The 17,936-nt window shown below is 70.0% G+C and carries 10 protein-coding genes; 6 read left to right on the forward strand and 4 right to left on the reverse strand.

Annotation, left to right across the window (positions count from 1 at the left end):
* The first annotated feature begins 58 nt into the window (after window positions 1-58).
* Entirely contained in the window at window positions 59-4,780 is a 4,722-nt protein-coding gene (gene gltB / locus ACLQ2X_RS19335; protein ID WP_425682447.1) for a glutamate synthase large subunit, read from the forward strand.
* A complete protein-coding gene (locus ACLQ2X_RS19340; RefSeq protein WP_425682448.1) occupies window positions 4,773-6,278 on the forward strand; it encodes a glutamate synthase subunit beta in 1,506 nt (501 codons plus the stop codon). Before gltB ends, ACLQ2X_RS19340 begins: the two co-directional genes overlap by 8 nt.
* Window positions 6,279-6,363: 85 nt before the next feature.
* Here ACLQ2X_RS19340 and ACLQ2X_RS19345 read toward each other — a convergent pair whose 3' ends face one another.
* A complete protein-coding gene (locus ACLQ2X_RS19345; RefSeq protein ID WP_425682449.1) occupies window positions 6,364-6,882 on the reverse strand; it encodes a hypothetical protein in 519 nt (172 codons plus the stop codon).
* Window positions 6,883-6,942: 60 nt separating this feature from the next.
* Window positions 6,943-8,496, reverse strand: a complete 1,554-nt coding sequence (locus tag ACLQ2X_RS19350) for a M1 family metallopeptidase (RefSeq protein WP_425682450.1) — start codon at window positions 8,494-8,496, stop codon at window positions 6,943-6,945.
* A 177-nt stretch (window positions 8,497-8,673) separates the two neighbouring features.
* On the opposite strand from ACLQ2X_RS19350, the gene ACLQ2X_RS19355 reads away from it, so the two are divergent.
* On the forward strand, window positions 8,674-9,459 hold the full coding sequence (locus tag ACLQ2X_RS19355) for an SGNH/GDSL hydrolase family protein (RefSeq protein ID WP_425682451.1): 786 nt from the start codon (window positions 8,674-8,676) through the stop codon (window positions 9,457-9,459).
* 191 nt (window positions 9,460-9,650) lie between these two features.
* Here ACLQ2X_RS19355 and ACLQ2X_RS19360 read toward each other — a convergent pair whose 3' ends face one another.
* A complete protein-coding gene (locus ACLQ2X_RS19360) occupies window positions 9,651-10,253 on the reverse strand; it encodes a TetR/AcrR family transcriptional regulator (protein WP_425682452.1) in 603 nt (200 codons plus the stop codon).
* A 75-nt stretch (window positions 10,254-10,328) separates the two neighbouring features.
* Complete coding sequence (locus ACLQ2X_RS19365; RefSeq protein ID WP_425682453.1) at window positions 10,329-11,246, reverse strand: SDR family oxidoreductase; 918 nt, start codon at window positions 11,244-11,246, stop codon at window positions 10,329-10,331.
* Window positions 11,247-11,510: 264 nt separating this feature from the next.
* On the opposite strand from ACLQ2X_RS19365, the gene ACLQ2X_RS19370 reads away from it, so the two are divergent.
* From ACLQ2X_RS19370 to ACLQ2X_RS19380, 3 genes are read left to right on the forward strand one after another with little or no spacing between them, the layout of a single operon-like run.
* Window positions 11,511-15,002: a DEAD/DEAH box helicase family protein gene (locus ACLQ2X_RS19370; protein WP_425682454.1), complete on the forward strand. Its 3,492-nt coding sequence runs from the start codon at window positions 11,511-11,513 to the stop codon at window positions 15,000-15,002.
* Window positions 14,999-16,399, forward strand: a complete 1,401-nt coding sequence (locus ACLQ2X_RS19375; protein WP_425682455.1) for a restriction endonuclease subunit S — start codon at window positions 14,999-15,001, stop codon at window positions 16,397-16,399. Before ACLQ2X_RS19370 ends, ACLQ2X_RS19375 begins: the two co-directional genes overlap by 4 nt.
* The gene (locus ACLQ2X_RS19380; RefSeq protein ID WP_425682456.1) at window positions 16,396-17,898 is read left to right on the forward strand and encodes a type I restriction-modification system subunit M; all 1,503 of its coding nucleotides are present in this window, start codon (window positions 16,396-16,398) and stop codon (window positions 17,896-17,898) included. The genes ACLQ2X_RS19375 and ACLQ2X_RS19380 overlap by 4 nt, the downstream gene beginning before the upstream one ends.
* Window positions 17,899-17,936 lie beyond the last annotated feature (38 nt).

Below are 17,936 nucleotides of genomic sequence, written 5' to 3' on the forward strand. Positions count from 1 at the left end.
CGCAGAGGGCCGACGTCGTCCCCATCATGATCCATCCTGAGTGACGACAGGAGGCCCGGTGGCCTTTCCGTACCCTCTTCGCCCGCAGCCGGCCGCGCCGACGGCGGGCCTGTACGACCCCGCGTACGAGCATGACGCCTGCGGGGTGGCCTTCGTGGCGGACCTGCGCGGCCGGCGCTCGCACCAGGTCGTCGCGAACGGCCTCGGGGCGCTGTGCCGGCTGGACCACCGGGGCGCCAGGGGCGCGGAGCACAACACCGGGGACGGCGCCGGCATCATGATCCAGGTGCCGGACGCGTTCCTGCGTGCCACGGTCGACTTCCCGCTGCCCCCGGCCGGCCAGTACGCCACCGGCCTGGTGTTCCTGCCCGACGACGACGCGGCCGAGGCCCGGGCCCGGCACGTGGTGGACAAGTACGCGCTCGTCGAGGGCGCCGACGTGCTCGGCTGGCGGGACGTGCCGACCGACGCGTCCGGCCTGGGGGAGACCGCGCTCGCGGCGATGCCCCGGGTCCGGCAGCTCTTCCTGGCCGCGCACCGGTTGACCGACTCGCCGGCCGGCCCGGCCGGCTCCCCGTTGTCCGGGCTCGACCTGGACCGGGTGGCGTTCTGCCTGCGCAAGCAGGTCGAGCGGGAGACCGCCGAGCGTGGCGTGCCGGCATACTTCCCGTCGCTGTCCGGCCGGACGATGGTGTGGAAGGGCATGCTCACCCCGGACCAGCTCCCGGCGTTCTACCCGGAGCTGACCGACGAGCGGGTGGAAAGCGCCATCGCCCTGGTCCACTCCCGGTTCTCCACCAACACGTTCCCGTCCTGGCCGCTGGCGCACCCGTACCGGTTCATCGCGCACAACGGCGAGATCAACACGATCCGGGGCAACCGCAACTGGATGCAGGCGCGGGAGGCGCTGCTGCGCAGTCCGAACGTGCCGGGCAACATCCGCCGGGTCTTCCCGGTCTGCACGCCGGCCGCGTCCGACTCCGCCAACTTCGACGAGGTCCTCGAACTGCTGCACCTGGCCGGGCGGAGCCTGCCGCACGCGGTGCTGATGATGATCCCGGAGGCGTGGGAGAACGATCCGGACATGCGCGCCGACAAGCGCGCGTTCTACCGCTTCCACGCCAGCCTGATGGAGCCGTGGGACGGCCCGGCGTCGGTGGCGTTCACCGACGGCGAGGTCGTCGGCGCGGTGCTCGACCGCAACGGCCTGCGTCCGGGCCGCTGGTGGCACACGGCCGACGGCCTGGTGGTGCTGGGCAGCGAGGCGGGCGTGCTGGACCTCGACCCGGCCACCGTGGTCGCCAAGGGCCGGCTCCAGCCCGGGAAGATGTTCCTGGTCGACACCGTCAACGGCCGGATCGTCTCCGACGACGAGATCAAGACCGAGCTGGCGGCCGCGCAGCCGTACCAGGACTGGCTGCACGCCGGCCTGATCGAGCTGGACGACCTGCCGCCGCGCGAGCACACCGTCTACACCCACGACTCGGTACGCCGCCGGCAGCAGACCTTCGGCTACACCGAGGAGGAGCTGAAGATCCTGCTCGGCCCGATGGCCCGCAGCGGCGCGGAGCCGATCGGCTCGATGGGCACCGACACCCCGATCGCGCCGCTGTCCACCCGGCCGCGGCTGCTCTACGACTACTTCCACCAGCTCTTCGCCCAGGTCACCAACCCGCCGCTGGACGCCATCCGGGAGGAGCTGGTGACCAGCCTGGCGTCCACCATCGGGCCGGAGGGCAACCTGCTGGACCCGGGCGCGGCGAGCTGTCGCCAGATCGTGCTGCCCCACCCGGTGATCGACAACGACGAGCTGGCCAAGATCCTCTCCATCGACGAGGACGGTGACCTGCCCGGTTTCAAGGCGGTCCGGGTGTCCGGCCTCTACCGCATCCGCGACGGCGGCGCCGGCATCAAGGCCCGGTTGACCGAGATCTGTCGGCACGTCTCGGAGGCGATCGAGGACGGCGTCCGCATCCTGGTGCTCTCCGACCGGGACTCCAACGCCGACCTGGCCCCGATCCCGTCGCTGCTGCTCACCGCCGCGGTGCACCAGCATCTGGTCCGCGAGCAGACCCGGACGCAGGTGGCGCTGATCGTCGAGTCCGGCGACTGCCGCGAGGTGCACCACGCGGCCGTGCTCATCGGCTACGGCGCGGCGGCGGTCAACCCGTACCTGGCCTTCGAGTCGGTGGAGGACATGATCTCCACCGGCGTATTGACACGTGTCGACCAGGCTGAGCCGGATGAGCCGCCATCGAAGCTGGCGGCCAAGGCGGTCCGCAACTACGTCAAGGCGCTCGGCAAGGGCGTCCTGAAGATCATGTCCAAGATGGGCATCTCGACCGTGTCGTCGTACTGCGGGGCGCAGGTGTTCGAGGCCGTCGGCCTGGACAGCCGCCTGGTCGACCGCTACTTCCGCGGCACTCCGAGCACCATCGGCGGCATCGGCCTGGCCGAGATCCACGCCGAGGTGGCCGCCCGGCACGCGCTGGCCTGGCCGGCGCCGGGTGCCCAGGCCAGCGACCGGCTGGAGGTCGGTGGCGAGTACCAGTGGCGCCGCGAGGGCGAGCTGCACCTGTTCAACCCGGAGACGGTCTTCCTGCTCCAGCACGCCACCCGCAGCCGCCAGTACGACGTCTTCCGGCAGTACACCGCCAAGGTCGACGAGCTGGCCGCGAAGTCCGGCTCGCTGCGCGGGCTGTTCACGGTGCGCACCGGCGTACGCCCGGCGGTGCCGCTGGACGAGGTCGAGCCGGCCACCGAGATCGTCAAGCGGTTCGCCACCGGCGCCATGTCGTACGGGTCGATCTCGGCCGAGGCGCACGAGACTCTCGCCATCGCGATGAACCGGCTCGGCGGCAAGTCCAACACCGGCGAGGGCGGCGAGGACGTCGAGCGGCTGCACGACCCGGCCCGCCGTTCGGCGGTCAAGCAGATCGCCAGCGGCCGGTTCGGCGTGACGAGCGAATACCTGGTCAACGCCGACGACCTCCAGATCAAGATGGCCCAGGGCGCGAAGCCCGGCGAGGGTGGGCAACTCCCCGGCAACAAGGTCTGGCCGTGGATCGCCCGGACCCGGCACGCCACCCCGGGCGTCGGCCTGATCTCCCCGCCGCCGCACCACGACATCTACTCCATCGAGGACCTGGCGCAGCTCGTCCACGACCTGAAGTGCGTCAACCCGCGCGCGCGGGTGCACGTCAAACTGGTCAGCGAGGTGGGCGTGGGCACGGTCGCGGCCGGCGTGGCCAAGCTCAAGGCCGACGTCATCCTGATCTCCGGGCACGACGGCGGCACCGGCGCGTCCCCGCTGAACTCCCTCAAGCACGCCGGCACCCCGTGGGAGCTGGGCCTGGCCGAGGCGCAGCAGACCCTGCTGCTCAACAAGCTGCGCGACCGGGTCACCGTGCAGGTCGACGGCCAGCTCAAGACCGGCCGGGACGTGCTGGTCGCGGCGCTGCTCGGCGCCGAGGAGTTCGGCTTCGCCACCGCGCCGCTGATCGTCGAGGGCTGCGTGATGATGCGCGTCTGCCACCTCGACACCTGCCCGGTCGGCATCGCCACCCAGAACCCGGTGCTGCGCGAACGGTTCACCGGCCGGCCGGAGTTCGTGGAGAACTTCTTCCTCTTCCTCGCCGAGGAGGTCCGGGGCTACCTGGCCGAGCTGGGCTTCCGCAGCATCGAGGAGGCGATCGGCCAGGTCGAGCTGCTCGACGTGACCGGCGCGATCGACCACTGGAAGGGCCACGGGCTGGACCTGAGCCGCGTGCTGCACCTGCCCGAGCTGCCCGAGGGCGCGTCCCGTCGGGGCGTACGGGCCCAGGACCACGGACTCGACGCGGCGCTCGACAACCGGCTCGTCGAGCTGGCCGGCCCGGCGCTGCGCGACCGTACCCCGGTCCGGGTCGAGGTGGCGGTGCGCAACGAGCACCGCAGCGTGGGCGCGATGCTCGGTGGCGAGGTGACCCGCCGCTTCGGCGGCGCCGGGCTGCCCGAGGACACCATCGAGTTCGTGCTGCGCGGCACCGCCGGCCAGTCGTTCGGCGCGTTCCTGCCGCGCGGGGTGACGTTGCGCCTGCACGGCGACGCCAACGACTACGTGGGCAAGGGCCTGTCCGGCGGCCGGATCGTGGTCCGGCCGGACGCCGCCGCGCCGTTCGCCGGCGTGCACGCCGAGCCGGGCCGGCGGGCCGAGGACCAGATCATCGCCGGCAACACCATCCTGTACGGCGCCACCGGCGGTGAGATCTACCTGCGTGGCCGGGTGGGGGAGCGGTTCGCGGTGCGCAACTCCGGCGCGGTGGCCGTGGTGGAGGGCCTCGGTGACCACGGCTGTGAGTACATGACCGGCGGCACGGTGGTGGTGCTCGGGCCGACCGGGCGCAACTTCGCCGCCGGCATGTCCGGCGGCACCGCCTTCGTGCACCGGCTCGACAGGCGGTTGGTCAACGCCGAGCTGGTCGACCTGTCGCCGCTGCGCGACGAGGAACGGGACCGGCTGCACGAGCTGGTCCAGCGGCACTTCGCCGAGACCGACTCGGCCGTCGCCGAGGAGCTGCTCAAGCGCTGGCCGCAGGCGGTGGAGGAGTTCACCGCCGTGGTGCCCCGGGACTACCGCCGGGTCATGGAGATCATGCGGGCCGCCGAAGCCGCCGGCCACGACGTCGACGACGCGGTGATGAGCGCGCTGGCACCGACGGCTGTCCCGCCGTCGACGCCCGCCTCCGCGTCCCTGCCGCCCGCGCCCCGGGCGGTCGCCCAGGAGGTGGCCCGTGCCTGACCCGAACGGTTTCCTGCGCTACGACCGGCGGTTGCCCGCCCGCCGGCCGGTGCCGGTGCGGATCTCCGACTGGCGGGAGGTCTACCCGCCGGCCGGCGAGGAGCTGGTCCGCGAGCAGGCCACCCGGTGCATGGACTGCGGCATCCCGTTCTGCCACGACGGATGCCCGCTGGGCAACCGCATCCCGGACTGGAACGACCTGGTCCGCACCGGCAACTGGGACGCCGCGGTGGAGTCGCTGCACGCCACGAACAACTTCCCCGAGTTCACCGGCCGGCTCTGCCCGGCGCCGTGCGAGGCGGCCTGCGTGCTCGGCCTGGGCGGTCAGCAGCCGGTCACCATCAAGCAGGTCGAGGTGGAGATCGCCGACGCGGCGGTGGCCCGCGACGGGTTGCGACCCCGGCCGGCGTCCGTGCCGACCGGCCGTTCGGTGGCGGTGGTCGGCTCCGGTCCGGCCGGGCTGGCCGCCGCGCAGCAGCTCGCCCGCGCCGGCCACACGGTCACCGTGTACGAACGCGACGACGCGATCGGTGGTCTGCTCCGCTACGGCATCCCCGACTTCAAGTTGGAGAAGCAGCACATCGACCGCCGGCTGGCCCAGCTCACCGCCGAGGGCGTGCGGTTCCGCACCGGCGTCGCGGTGGGCGTCGACGTGACCGCCGAGCAGGTACGTGCCGAGCACGACGCGGTGCTGCTGGCCTGCGGCGCGTTGCAGGGCCGGGACACCCCGCAGACGCCCGGGCGGGCGTTGCGCGGCGTGCACCAGGCGATGGCGCACCTGGTCGCCGCGAACCGGGTGGTGGCCGCCGCCGGGGACGGGCGGCCCGCCCTGGCCGTGCTGCCGGACGGCACGCCGATCGACGCGGCCGGCAAGCATGTGGTGATCATCGGTGGTGGCGACACCGCCGCCGACTGCCTGGGCGTGGCGCACCGGCAGGGCGCGGCGGGCGTACACCAGCTCGACCTGTACCCGGAGCCGCCGCAGTCGCGGGACGCGGAGCGCGACCCGTGGCCGACCTGGCCGTGGGTGCTGCGCAACTACCCGGCGCACGAGGAGGGCGGCGACCGGGTGTTCGCGGTGGCGGTGCAGGAGTTCGTGGACGACGGGACCGGCCAGGTGCGGTCGGTGCGCATCGCCGAGGTGACCGTGGAGAAGGTCGACGGCCGGCGGGTCGTGACCCCGCTGCCCGGCTCGGAGCGGGAGATCCCGGCCGACCTGGTGCTGCTGGCAATCGGCTTCGAGGGCACCGAGCAACAGCCGCTGCTGGCACAGTTCGGGGTGGCCCGCAACGCCCGGGGCGCGGTCGACGCCCGCGGAGACTGGCAGGCCGCCGACGGGGTCTTCGTCGCCGGGGACATGCACCGCGGGGCCTCGCTGATCGTCTGGGCGATCGCCGAGGGCCGGGCCGCCGCGGCGGCGGTCCACGCGTACCTGGGTGGGGTGGGCGAGCTGCCCGCCCCGGTCGACCCGGCCCGGCAGCCGCTCGCCGCGAGGTGAAAGGAAGGGCCCCCGGTTAACGCCGCCGGTAGAGCAGGGGGCCCTTCTTGACATCCGTCGGCCGGTCGCACGGCCGGCGGGCCCGTCAGTGCGGGCTCGCGCCGCCGCGCCGGCCACGGCGCACCGCCCGGGCCAGCCACCGCAGGAGGCGTACCCGGGCCGGCCAACGCCGCGGCGCGGCCGGGCCGACGCCGAGGCTGGCCTCGGCGGTGTCGAGGCTGTCCTCCACCAGCGCGTCGTGCAGCGGGCGGAAGAACAGCGGCCAGCTCAGCCGCGCCGACCCGTGCACGGTCATCACCAGTTGGTGGCGCAGCAGGCACCCGTCGCCGGTCCCCGGCAGCACCTCGAACTCGTGGTAGCCCCGGAAACCGGTCGGGGCGCGGAACCGGAAGCGGACGTGCTCGCCGGGCCGGTGGTCCTGCACCGTGTAGCGGACCGGCCCGTGCCCACCGGTGGCTCCGACCCCCAGGGGTCGGTCCAGGCGCATCGCCGGCCACCGCCGTCGGGGCCAGAGCCGGTCGTCCGGCCCGGCCAACGAGTCGATCAACGCGCCGCCCGCCGCGACGGGCACGGGCAGGTGTCGTTCGTGGACGTTGCGGATCATCGTCCTCCTTCCGGGGCCGGCCGGGCCGTCCCGTACTGGGAGCGGCCCGGCCGGTGCCGGTCAGTGGCCGAGCAGCTCGTGTGCCGCCCGGATCTTCGCCCAGGATGCCGGCCGGGTCGGCGCGGCCGACGCCCGGGACGAGGCGGCGAGGTCGGGCCGGCCGGCGGTGAACAGCCAGGTGGTGAACACGGCGTCCAGGTCCCGGCCGGAGACGCGCTCGGCGAGCGCCTGGAACTGCGCGACGGTGCCGTTGCCGTACTGCCGCTGGGCGGTCCAGGTGCGCAGGATCCGCAGGAACGCCTCGTCGCCGACGGCCAGCCGGATCTGGTGCAGCGCCATCGCGCCCCGGTCGTAGACCGCGTCGTCGAAGACCCGGGCCGGCCCCGGGTCGCCGGGGAGCACCTGCCAGAACTCGGAGTCGGCCGGGTAGCTGTCGTAGGTGAAGTCGAAGAGCTCCTGGGCGGTGCCCTCGTCCTGCTCCTCCGACCACAGCCACTCGGCGTACGAGGCGAAGCCCTCGTTGAGCCAGATGTCACGCCAGTCGGCCACCGAGACCGAGTCGCCGAACCACTGGTGGGCGTTCTCGTGCACCACCACGTACGGATTCGCGCCGCGCCGCCAGAAGCCGGGGCCGTAGACCGGTCGGGTCTGCGTCTCCAGGGCGAAGCTGATGCCGTCGACCGGGCCGGCCACGCCGCCCTGCGCCTCGAACGGGTACGGGCCGAACAGCCCGCTCTCCCAGTCGACGATCTCGGCGGTGCGTTCGATGCTGGCCCGCGCCGCCGGCCCACGCTCGCCGAGCGTGGTGCTGTACGCGTTGACCACCGGCTGCCCGTTGGGCGCGGTGTCGGTGACGATGTCGTACTGCCCGATGGCCAGGAACGACTGGTACGTGGCACCGGGCTTGACGCTGCGCCAGATCCACCGGGTGCGGTTGCCGGCCTCGGGCAGCGGGTCGCGCGGCTGCACGCCGTTGCTGATGACCTCGACGCCGGTCGGCACGGACACCGAGATGTCCCAGGTGGCCTTGTCCTTGGGGTGGTCGTTGCTCGGGTACCACCACCAGGCGGACTCGGGCTCGTTGACGGCGAGTGCGCCGTCGGCGGTGCGGGTCCAGCCGGTGTAGCCGTACACCTTCGTCTGGGACGGCACGCCCGCGTACCTGACCACGACGGTGAGCTGCTGGCCGGTGGTCACGGACCGGGCCGGGGTGACCACCAGCTCGTGGTCGCCGGCCCGGGCGAAGCCGGCGGTCCAGCCGTTGACCCGGACCGACTCGACGTCGAGGGCGAAGTCGAGGTTGAAGCGGGACAGGTCCTGCGTCGCGGTGGCCAGGATCGTGGTGGTGCCGCTGAGCCGGTCGGTGGCCGGTTCGTAGCGCAGCCGGATGTCGTAGTGGTCGACGTCGTAGCCGCCGTTGCCGTAGTCGGGAAAGTAGCTGTCACCGAGCCCGGGGCTGCCCGGTGTCGGGGCGGCAGCGGCCGGCAGCGGCCGACCCCATCCGGTCGGGGCGGCCTGGGCGGGGGCGCCGGTCACGATGGTGCCGGCCGCGGCGAGGGTCAGGGCGGTGATCGCCGCCGTGAGTGGGTGTCGCACGGGTGGAGCTCCCTCCATCGGGTGTCACACCCAACCTAATCGACACATGTAAACGAATCTCTTTCATCCGGTCGCCGCGACCTATTCAATTCGGGGAAATGTTTCGATAGCATTACCGCCCAGTAACAGCACGAACCCCTCGACCACGCGCGCGGTCAACGGGCTCCACCACCCCTGCCTCGTGGAGGTCCCTTCATGTCCCGTCGCGTCCGTACCGCGCTTGCCGCGGTGCTGGCAGCCGTCCTCGGCGCCGTGCTTCTGCCCGGTGCCGCCCGCGCCGCCACCGTCAACTACGTCGCCCTCGGCGACTCCTACTCCTCCGGTGTCGGCGCCAGTCCGTACGACCTGTCCACCTGCCTGCGCAGCCAGAAGTCGTACGCCCCGCTCTGGGCGGCCGCGCACTCGGTGACCAGCTTCCGCTTCCCGGCCTGCGGCGGCGCGGTCACCTCCGACGTGCTGAACAATCAGGTCGGCCAGCTCAGCACCAGCACCACGCTCGTCACCCTCACCATCGGCGGCAACGACGCCGGCTTCGCCGACGTGATGACCAGTTGCCGCTTCGGCAGCACGTCCAGCTGCGAGACCGCGGTCAACGAGTCCAGGGCGTTCACCACCGCGACGCTGCCCGGCCGCCTCGACGCCACGTATGCCGCGATCCGCAACCGGGCCCCCAACGCCCGGCTCGTGGTGCTCGGCTACCCGCGGCTGTTCGAGACCGGCTCCTGTGGACTGCTCGCCATGAGCAGCTACAAGCGCACCATCCTCAACCAGGCCGCTGACACCCTCAACGGCGTCATCGCCGGCCGGGTCGCCGCGGCCGGCGGCACCTTCGTCGACGCGCGGCCGTTCTTCGCCGGGCACGGCGTGTGCGGCGCCGAGCCGTGGATCCGCGACGTCAGCGGCGTGATCGAGGCGTACCACCCGAACGCGAACGGCTACCGCTACGGCTACCTGGCCGCGCTGACCGCCGCCATCGGCTGATCCGCATGTGAGGGTGGGGCCCCGCTCGGCACCCGTCGAGCGGGGCCCCACCCTGCCGGGTGCGTCGAGCGTCGACAATGGTGCGACACCCCCGTGTGACCCGGAGGTGGCCATGCGTGAACCGGTGCCCCGGTCGCGGCCGCGATTCGTGGTCGTGGTTGGAGTCCGAGGTCGATGCGGCGGATGCGGTGCTAGGCAGCCAGGGAGGCGAGGATTACTTCTCGCGCTGCCCGGACCGTAGCCGCGAAGGCGGCCGGATCCCGGCCGATACGTTCCGCGCCGGCGCGCATGACACCGGACAGCAACTCCACTGCGAGGTGCGGGTCGCCGACGTCGCGGAATTCGCCACGCGCCATCCCGTCCCGGACAACGTGTTCCACCTCGACCACGATGGCGTGGAACGGGTTGTCCGGCCCCCTGGGCACCTCGGCGGCCGGCATGCGGGTGCCCGGCCGGAACATCAAATGCATGGCCGGGTCCGTGAACGCCTCCAGGACCTCCTGGATGATCTCCATCATGCGCTGCGCCGCCGGCTCCGCGGAACGCGCGGCGATTGCGGTTACCCGCTCGACCGTGGGCCGGCCGCTACGCTCGGACAACGCCATGACCAGGGCGCGTTTGTCGGCCGCATAGTTGTACAGGGTGTTGCGCGCGAGCCCGGCGCGGGCGGCGATGTGGCCCATGTTGATCGATTCGTAGTCGCGTTCGAGCAGCAACTGCCGTATCGCCTCGGCGAGGCTCGCCCACACCAGTTCGTGGTGCTCCTCGAGGTTGACTCCCCGGATGCGCGGCATCCGATCACCCTCCTTCGTGGGGTCCCGTGCCCGCCCCGAGCGTGCCCTGCCCCGCTGTGCAAGGAGGGTCGGTGACTACGCGGTGGCTTGCTTCGGGTAGTGGCGGCGCAGGTTGGCGGCGAGAATGCGGTCGAGCGTGCGATCGGACAGTATCCGGGTCAGGGGGATGATCATGGCGGCATCCCGGCCGGCGGTGTAGCGGGCACGCGGTTTGCGGGTCGTCACGGCCTTGACGATGATTCGGGCGGCGGCATCGGCGGTCAGGCCCGATGCGGTGCCCGAGGTCATCAGGGCGTTGTTCGCCTGGACCAGACTGCCGTAGCGCTCGACCTGATCCGGTGTCATCCGCGCGGCCAAGTCGTTCGCCGTGGCGACTCCGCGGGTGGCCATCTCCGTGCGGACGCCGCCGGGCTCGACCACGACCACGTGTACGCCCAACGGCGCGACCTCCCGACGCAATGCGTCGCTGACCGCCTCCAGGGCGAACTTCGTGCCGGCGTACGCGCCGTAGGTGGCCATGGCGGCCCGGCCGCCGATCGAGCTGATATTGATCACTCTGCCCTTGCTGCGCAACAGGGCGGGCAGGAGCGCCTGGGTGACGGCGATGTGGCCGAACAGGTTGACCTCGAACACCCGCCGCCACTGCTCCATGGGCAGAGCTTCGACCGGCCCGTTCACCTGGATGCCGGCGTTGTTGACAAGCGCGTGCAACTCGCCAGGGCCTGCGGCGACCCGGGCGGCGAGTGCGTTCACGTGCTCGGGCTCGGTGATGTCAAGGATGACCGGTTCGACGCCGGCGGCCCGGATGGCGTCGCCGTCACGATCGCGTCGCACGCCGGCCAGGACGTGGAATCCCTGGCGAGCCAGCTCGTGGGCGGCTGCCGCGCCCATGCCCGTGGAGGCTCCGGTCACGACGACCAGCTTCTGGGTTTCGCCGCCCGTACCCGTGTTCACTGCCTGCTTCGTCACGACGCCACGCTCCTTATGCGACAACCTGTCGCAAACATTACGACAGGTTGTCGCAAAATCCCAGTTACGGGCGCCAACGAGGTTTGCCACCTGATCAAGGGCCGCGCGCAGGGCAGATCTTGGTACGCGCACGCCCCGTGAGGGGCGCCCCCGTACCAAGATCTACGGGGAAGAAAGGGCTCAGCGGATTCTGTCGGATACCTGATTCCGGCGTTCGGTCGTGCTGCGTCAACCATCGATCGTTCCTATCCTGACGTGTTCATTCCCCGGCGACGCGCGTGGAGGACCGTGGATCAGCGACAGGTACGACGGCTGGCAGAGCAGTCTGCCAACTTCGGCTTCCTCAAGGACCATCCACTCCTGGTCTGGTACGGCGCCGGGGCCGAGTTGCTCGTCTACGTCGACGCCCAGGCGGCGATGTTCAAGATCCGCGCCTTCGGCGACGAGTTGGCGAAGGATCTGGTGCGCCGCACCGACGCGCGACCGCAGTCGGAGAAGTTCTTCCACCGGGTGCAGGCGCTCCAGGCCAACGGAACTCTCGTCCCGGAGATCTACCGTGCCTTCGATCGGCTGCGTGACCAGGGCAACCGCGCCGTGCACGATCACCTGGGCGAGGTGCGCGCGGCGCTGGAGCTGCTGCGCACCTGTTTCGAGCTGGGCGTCTGGTTCCACCGCGCGCTGACCGGCGACCGCTCGCCGATCGGTTTCGTCCCGCCCACGCCACCCCCTCAGCAGGTGCCGCAGAGCGTCGCGGACGCGCTCCAGGCCGAGCTTGAGGGCTACAAGAACGAGTTGGCGCAGACCAAGCTGCTGCTCGATGGCAAGCCCTCCCTGGTGCAGGCCCATGCCGACGCGCACGCGGCGGCGGAGCAGGCGGTCCGCGCGGCGAGCGCCCGTCAGGGCGAGGCCGCCGCCCTGGTGGCGAGCCTGGAGCCGGCGGCGCACGAGGCGCAGCGGGCCGCCGAGCAGCGAAAGCCGGCACGGGTGTCCGCCGCCCGGCGGGAGGACTTCATCGCCCGTGCCCGCCGTGCGTCCCACGAGCCGCTCAACGAGGTGCAGACCCGGCGGGAGATCGACAGGCAGTTGGCCGCCGCCGGGTGGGTGGTCCAGGACGAGAACCAGATCAACCTGTTCGCGGCCACCGGCGTCGCCGTCCGGGAGGTAACGCTCGCGACCGGCCGCGCCGACTACCTGCTCTACGTGGACCAGCGACTCGTTGGTGTGATCGAGGCGAAGCGGGAGGGCACCGCACCGCGCGGAGCCGAGGCGCAGCTCGACCGCTATCTGAGCGGGCTCACCGCGGCGCAGAAGCTGAGCGCCTGGCGGCGGGACGAGCCGCTGCCGTTCGGATACGTCGCCACCGGCACGGAGACCGCCTTCGTCAACCGGCTGGACCCGTTTCCCCGTACCCGGGAGGTCTTCGCCTTCCACCAGCCGGCGACCCTCGCGCGGTGGATGCGGGAGGCCGACGACGACCCGGCCGTGCCGACGCTGCGGGCCCGGCTGCGGCGGATGCCGGCGCTGGACCGGCTCGGCCTGCGACCCGCCCAGGTCGACGCCGTCGCAGGGCTAGAACGGTCGCTCGCCGAGGACCGGCCGCGGTCGCTGATCCAGATGGCGACCGGTGCGGGCAAGACCTTCACCGCGGTGACGGCCAGCTACCGGCTGCTCAAGCACGCGCGCGCCGCCCGGATCCTGTTCCTGGTCGACCGCAACAACCTCGGCAAGCAGACGCTGCGGGAGTACGCCGGCTATCAAGCCCCCGACGACGGGCGGAAGTTCACCGACCTTTACAACGTCGACCGGCTCTCCGGTACCGGCATGCTCGACTCGTCCGCCGTGGTCATCTCCACCATCCAGCGCCTCTACGGCGCGTTGCGCGGCGTCGAGCTGCCCGACGTCGACCTGGACGACCGCGCCTACGACAGCTATGACCTGGACGAGCCGGCGGAGGTGGCCTACAACCCGCAGCTTGCGCCGGAGACGTTCGACCTGATCGTGGTGGACGAGTGCCACCGCTCGATCTACGGGAAGTGGCGGGCGGTCATCGAGTACTTCGACGCGTTCGTGGTCGGGCTGACCGCCACGCCCGTCAAGCAGACCCTCGGCTTCTTCCAGCAGAATCTGGTCTCCGAGTACACGTACGAGCAGGCCGTCGCCGACGGGGTCAACGTCGACTTCGACGTCTACCGGATCAAGACCGAGATCACCGAGAGCGGCGCGGACATCGAGGCCGGCACCGTCGTGCCGTTGCGGGACCGGCGAACCCGTGCCGAGCGCTACCAGGAGCTGGACGACGACTTCACGTACGGCGGCAGCCAGGTGGGCCGGTCGGTGATCTCGAAGGGGCAGCTCAAACTGGTGCTGGAGACGTTCCGCGAGAAGCTCTTCGAGGAGATCTTCCCGGGACGGTCGACAGTGCCCAAGACGCTGATCTTCGCGCGGGATGACAACCACGCCGAGGAGATCGTGCAGATGGTCCGGTATGTCTTCAACCGGGGCAACGACTTCGTCAAGAAGATCACGTACGCCTCGCGGCGCGAGGGCGACAACCCGGACACGCTGATCCAGGCGTTCCGCAACAGCCCCGAGCTGCGGATCGCGGTGACCGTGGACATGATCGCCACCGGCACTGACGTCCGGCCCTTGGAGTGCGTCTTCTTCCTGCGCCCGGTGCGCAGCTCCACCTACTTCGAGCAGATGAAGGGGCGCGGTGCCCGGACCATCGACGCCGCCGACTTCCAGGCCGTCACGCCCGACGCCGAGGTCAAGGACCGCTTCGTCATCGTCGACGCGGTCGGTGTCACCGAGGCCGACCTGGACGAGGCGGTCCCGCTGCAACGCCACACCGAACGCCAGATCTCGCTGCGCGACCTGCTTCGCAAGGCCGGCACCCTGACCGCCGACGCCGACGAGGTGTCCACGCTGGCCTCCCGGCTGGCCCGGCTCAACCAGCAGCTCACCGACGACGAACGCGCCGAGCTGGCCGACCTCGCCGGCCAGCCGCTGAGGGACATCGTGCGCGGCCTCACCGACGCGGTCGCCCCGGAACAGCTCAACCCGGCCACACAGGCCGGCCCGGCTGCGGTGCGGGACCTGCTGGCCGGCGCGCTGCGCCCGCTCGCCGCGAACCCGCCGCTGCGGGAACGCATCCTGGAGATCCGCCGCGCCCACGACATCACCATCGACGAGGTGAACACCGACCGGCTGATCTCGGCGCAGGGCGTCCCGGCCGAGGAGCGCGCCCAGGTCACCGTGAAGAGCTGGCACGACTACCTGGAGGAGCACCGCGACGAGATCACCGCGTTGCAGGTCTTCTACGAGGGCCAGGGCCGGGTGGGCTACGAGCAGCTCAAGGAACTGGCCGCACGGATCGCCCGGCCGCCGCAGGCATGGACGCCCGAGTCGCTGTGGAAGTCGTACGTGCTGCTCGGGCGCACCGCCGAGACCCCCGGCAACCGGGGCGTCACCGATCTTGTCAGTCTCGTCCGGTATGAGTTGGGACTCGACCAGGAACTGCGCCCGTACCGCAGCCTGGTCGAGGAGCGCTTCCGTGGGTGGCTGCTGCGACAGGAGCAGGCGGGCGCTACGTTCACTGCCGATCAGGCGTGGTGGCTGGAGAGGATCAAGGACGTGATAGCGGTCAGCGTGGAGATCAGCCCGGACGACCTGGAAGGAGCGCCGTTCACCGAGCGGGGTGGCATCGACGGATACGCGGGCGCGTTCGGCGAGCGCGCTGAGTCGTTGCTAACTGAGTTGAACGAAGAGGTTTCCGCATGACCGAGCCATTCCGCGTTCCGGCCTCGTGGAGGTGGACAACCTTCGGTGAAGTCGCCTACGTTGCCTCTAACCTAGTAGATCCAGCCGATTTCCCTGCGGTGCCGCATATCGCACCTAACCATATCGAATCTGGGAGCGGCCGGCTCCTCCCGTACCGTACAGTCGCCGAAGATGGTGTTACAAGTCCCAAGCATCGCTTTTTCGCGGGACAGTTGCTTTACTCGAAGATTCGACCATACCTATCCAAGGTTGTAGACGTCAATTTTGACGGCCTATGCAGCGCCGACATGTATCCAATTGATTGCTCAATTGATCGACGCTTTCTATTTCATTGGATGCTGACCGCCGAATTCACTCAAGCGGCCGCTGCTCGTCAGGCGCGTACTGTGCTCCCGAAAATTAACGAGCGGGCACTTTCCCAACTGCCGGTTCCGGTTCCGCCGCTCGCTGAGCAGTGCCGCATCGTGGCTGCCCTCGAAAGGCGACTATCGCATGTCACGGCAGGCCGGATAAATCTCGAGCGGGGTTCTATCAGATTACATAACCTGACTCGCTCCCTTCGGCAGAGTGCCGTTCTTGGTGGTGTCGGCGTTGATCGCGGTCTTCCTGCTGGCTGGCGATGGGGGATGCTCGGGGATGTAGTCGCCTCGGTAGAAGCTGGCCAGTCATTCAGCTGCCATCCGCGCCCCGCCCGTCCTGATGAATGGGGCGTGATCAAGGTAAGCGCTATGACGTGGGGCGAGTTCCGCCCAGATGAGAACAAGGCCGTGCCTGAAGGTCGTGTTATTGATTTCGCAAACCAAATCCATTCGGGCGATATCCTGGTTAGTCGGGCCAACACGTCAGCCTATGTCGGTGCACCCGTGATGGTGGGAATGTTGCGACAGAGGTTGCTGCTTAGTGATAAGAGTCTTCGGTTGCGCGTAAATTCGGAAGTTGATAAGGATTGGCTACTCCATCTACTTGCTTCGCCGTTTGTGCGACGCCAGATATCGGCCAAAGCTACAGGTACCAAAGACTCAATGCGAAACATTTCGCAGCGGGCCCTTCTGGAGATTCGGATCCCTATCCCCAGGGCTGTCGATCAAACGCGAATCGCGGCCGAAACTTCCTTCCAGCTCAAGATGGTGGATCGGCTGAGGGGCGACGTTGCGAGCGCCGCTCGGCGGGGTGAGAAGTTGAGGAAGGCGCTTCTGTCAGCCGCCTTTACTGGCCAGCTTGTGCCTCAGGATCGGAACGATGAGCCGGCGTCGGCTTTGCTCGCTCGCGTCCGGGCCGAACGGGGAGCCACGCCTCCGAAGCGGAGGGCGCGCAGTTTGCGTGCCACGAAGGGGCTACCGGCTCCGCCGACCAGGGTGACCGGTGACAACTATCAGCAGGAGGCACTGCCGCTGTGAGCAATGTGGATTCGCGTCGGCTGGTGCAGAAGCTGTGGAACTACTGCGACGTGCTGCGTGACGACGGCGTCTCAACCATCGACTACGTAGAGCAGTTGACCTACCTGTTGTTCCTCAAGATGGCCGACGAACGCGCGCGCCGGCCACTGAAGCCCGAACAGATTGTGCCGGACGAGCTGAGCTGGCAGACCCTGCTCGATACCGAGGGCGATGCGCTGGAGGTGCAGTACCGGCACATCCTGACCGGGCTGGGCAAGGAGGGCGGCACCCTCGGCACCATCTTCCGCAAGGCGCAGAACAAGATCCAGGATCCGGCGAAGCTCAAGCGACTGATCGTGGACCTGATCGACAAGGAGGCATGGTCGGGCACCGGCGTCGACGTCAAGGGCGACGCTTACGAGGAACTGCTCGCCAAGGGAGCCGAGGACGCCAAATCGGGCGCTGGGCAATACTTCACGCCCCGCGCGCTGACCGCCGCGATGGTCGACTGCATGCTGCCCACGCCGGACGACACGATCACCGACCCAGCATGCGGCACCGGCGGGTTCCTGCTTGCCGCCTTTGAGTACATCCAGCGGCACCACGGCAGCGCCCTCACCCCCGATCAGCGGCGGCGGCTCGCTCACGGCGCGATCACCGGCACCGAACTGGTCGACGGCACGGCTCGCCTCGCGGCGATGAACATGCTGCTGCACGGCATCGGCACGCCGAACGGACCGTCCCTCATCACTGTCGGGGATGCGCTCGGCAAGGAGCCCGCCCGCCGCGTGAGCCTGGTACTGGCCAACCCGCCGTTTGGCCGTAGCTCCTCGATTCGGGTCGTTGGTGAGGGCGGCCGGTCCAACCGGGAGGAACGGGAGATCGAGCGGGCTGACTTCTGGGCCACCACCGCCAACAAGCAGCTCAACTTCGTCCAGCACATCGCCTCGCTTCTGGAGATCGACGGTCGCGCCGCCGTCGTCCTGCCGGACAACGTGCTGTTCGAGGGCGGCGCGGGGGAGACGATCCGCCGCCGGCTGCTCAAGCAGTACGACCTGCACACCATGTTGCGGCTGCCCACCGGCATCTTCTACGCGGGCGGTGTGAAGGCCAACGTGCTCTTCTTCGAGCGCAAGCGCGCCCGGGAGGAGCCGTGGACCCAGAAGCTCTGGGTGTACGACTTCCGCACCAACCAGCACTTCACGCTGAAGCAGAATGCGCTGCGACGTGAGCACCTTCAGGATTTTGTGGACTGCTATCTGCCGGGCAAGGACCGCGCCGAGCGGGTGGAAACCGAGCGTTTCCGCGCGTTCTCGTACGACGAGTTGATCGCCCGGGACAAGGTCAATCTGGACATCACCTGGCTCAAGGACGCCTCGCTGGAGGATGCCGACTCGCTGCTGCCTCCCGAGGTGATCGCCCAGGAGATCGTCGACGACCTTCAAGCAGCCCTGGCCGACTTCGCGGCCATCGCGGAGGCGTTGATTACCAGGCCATCCGCCGCCGATCCAGGCCAGTAGACGACGGACGAGTTTCATCCCTCCTTTCACCCTCAGCG

The organism is Micromonospora sp. DT31, assembly GCF_049841795.1.
GTDB lineage: Bacteria > Actinomycetota > Actinomycetes > Mycobacteriales > Micromonosporaceae > Micromonospora.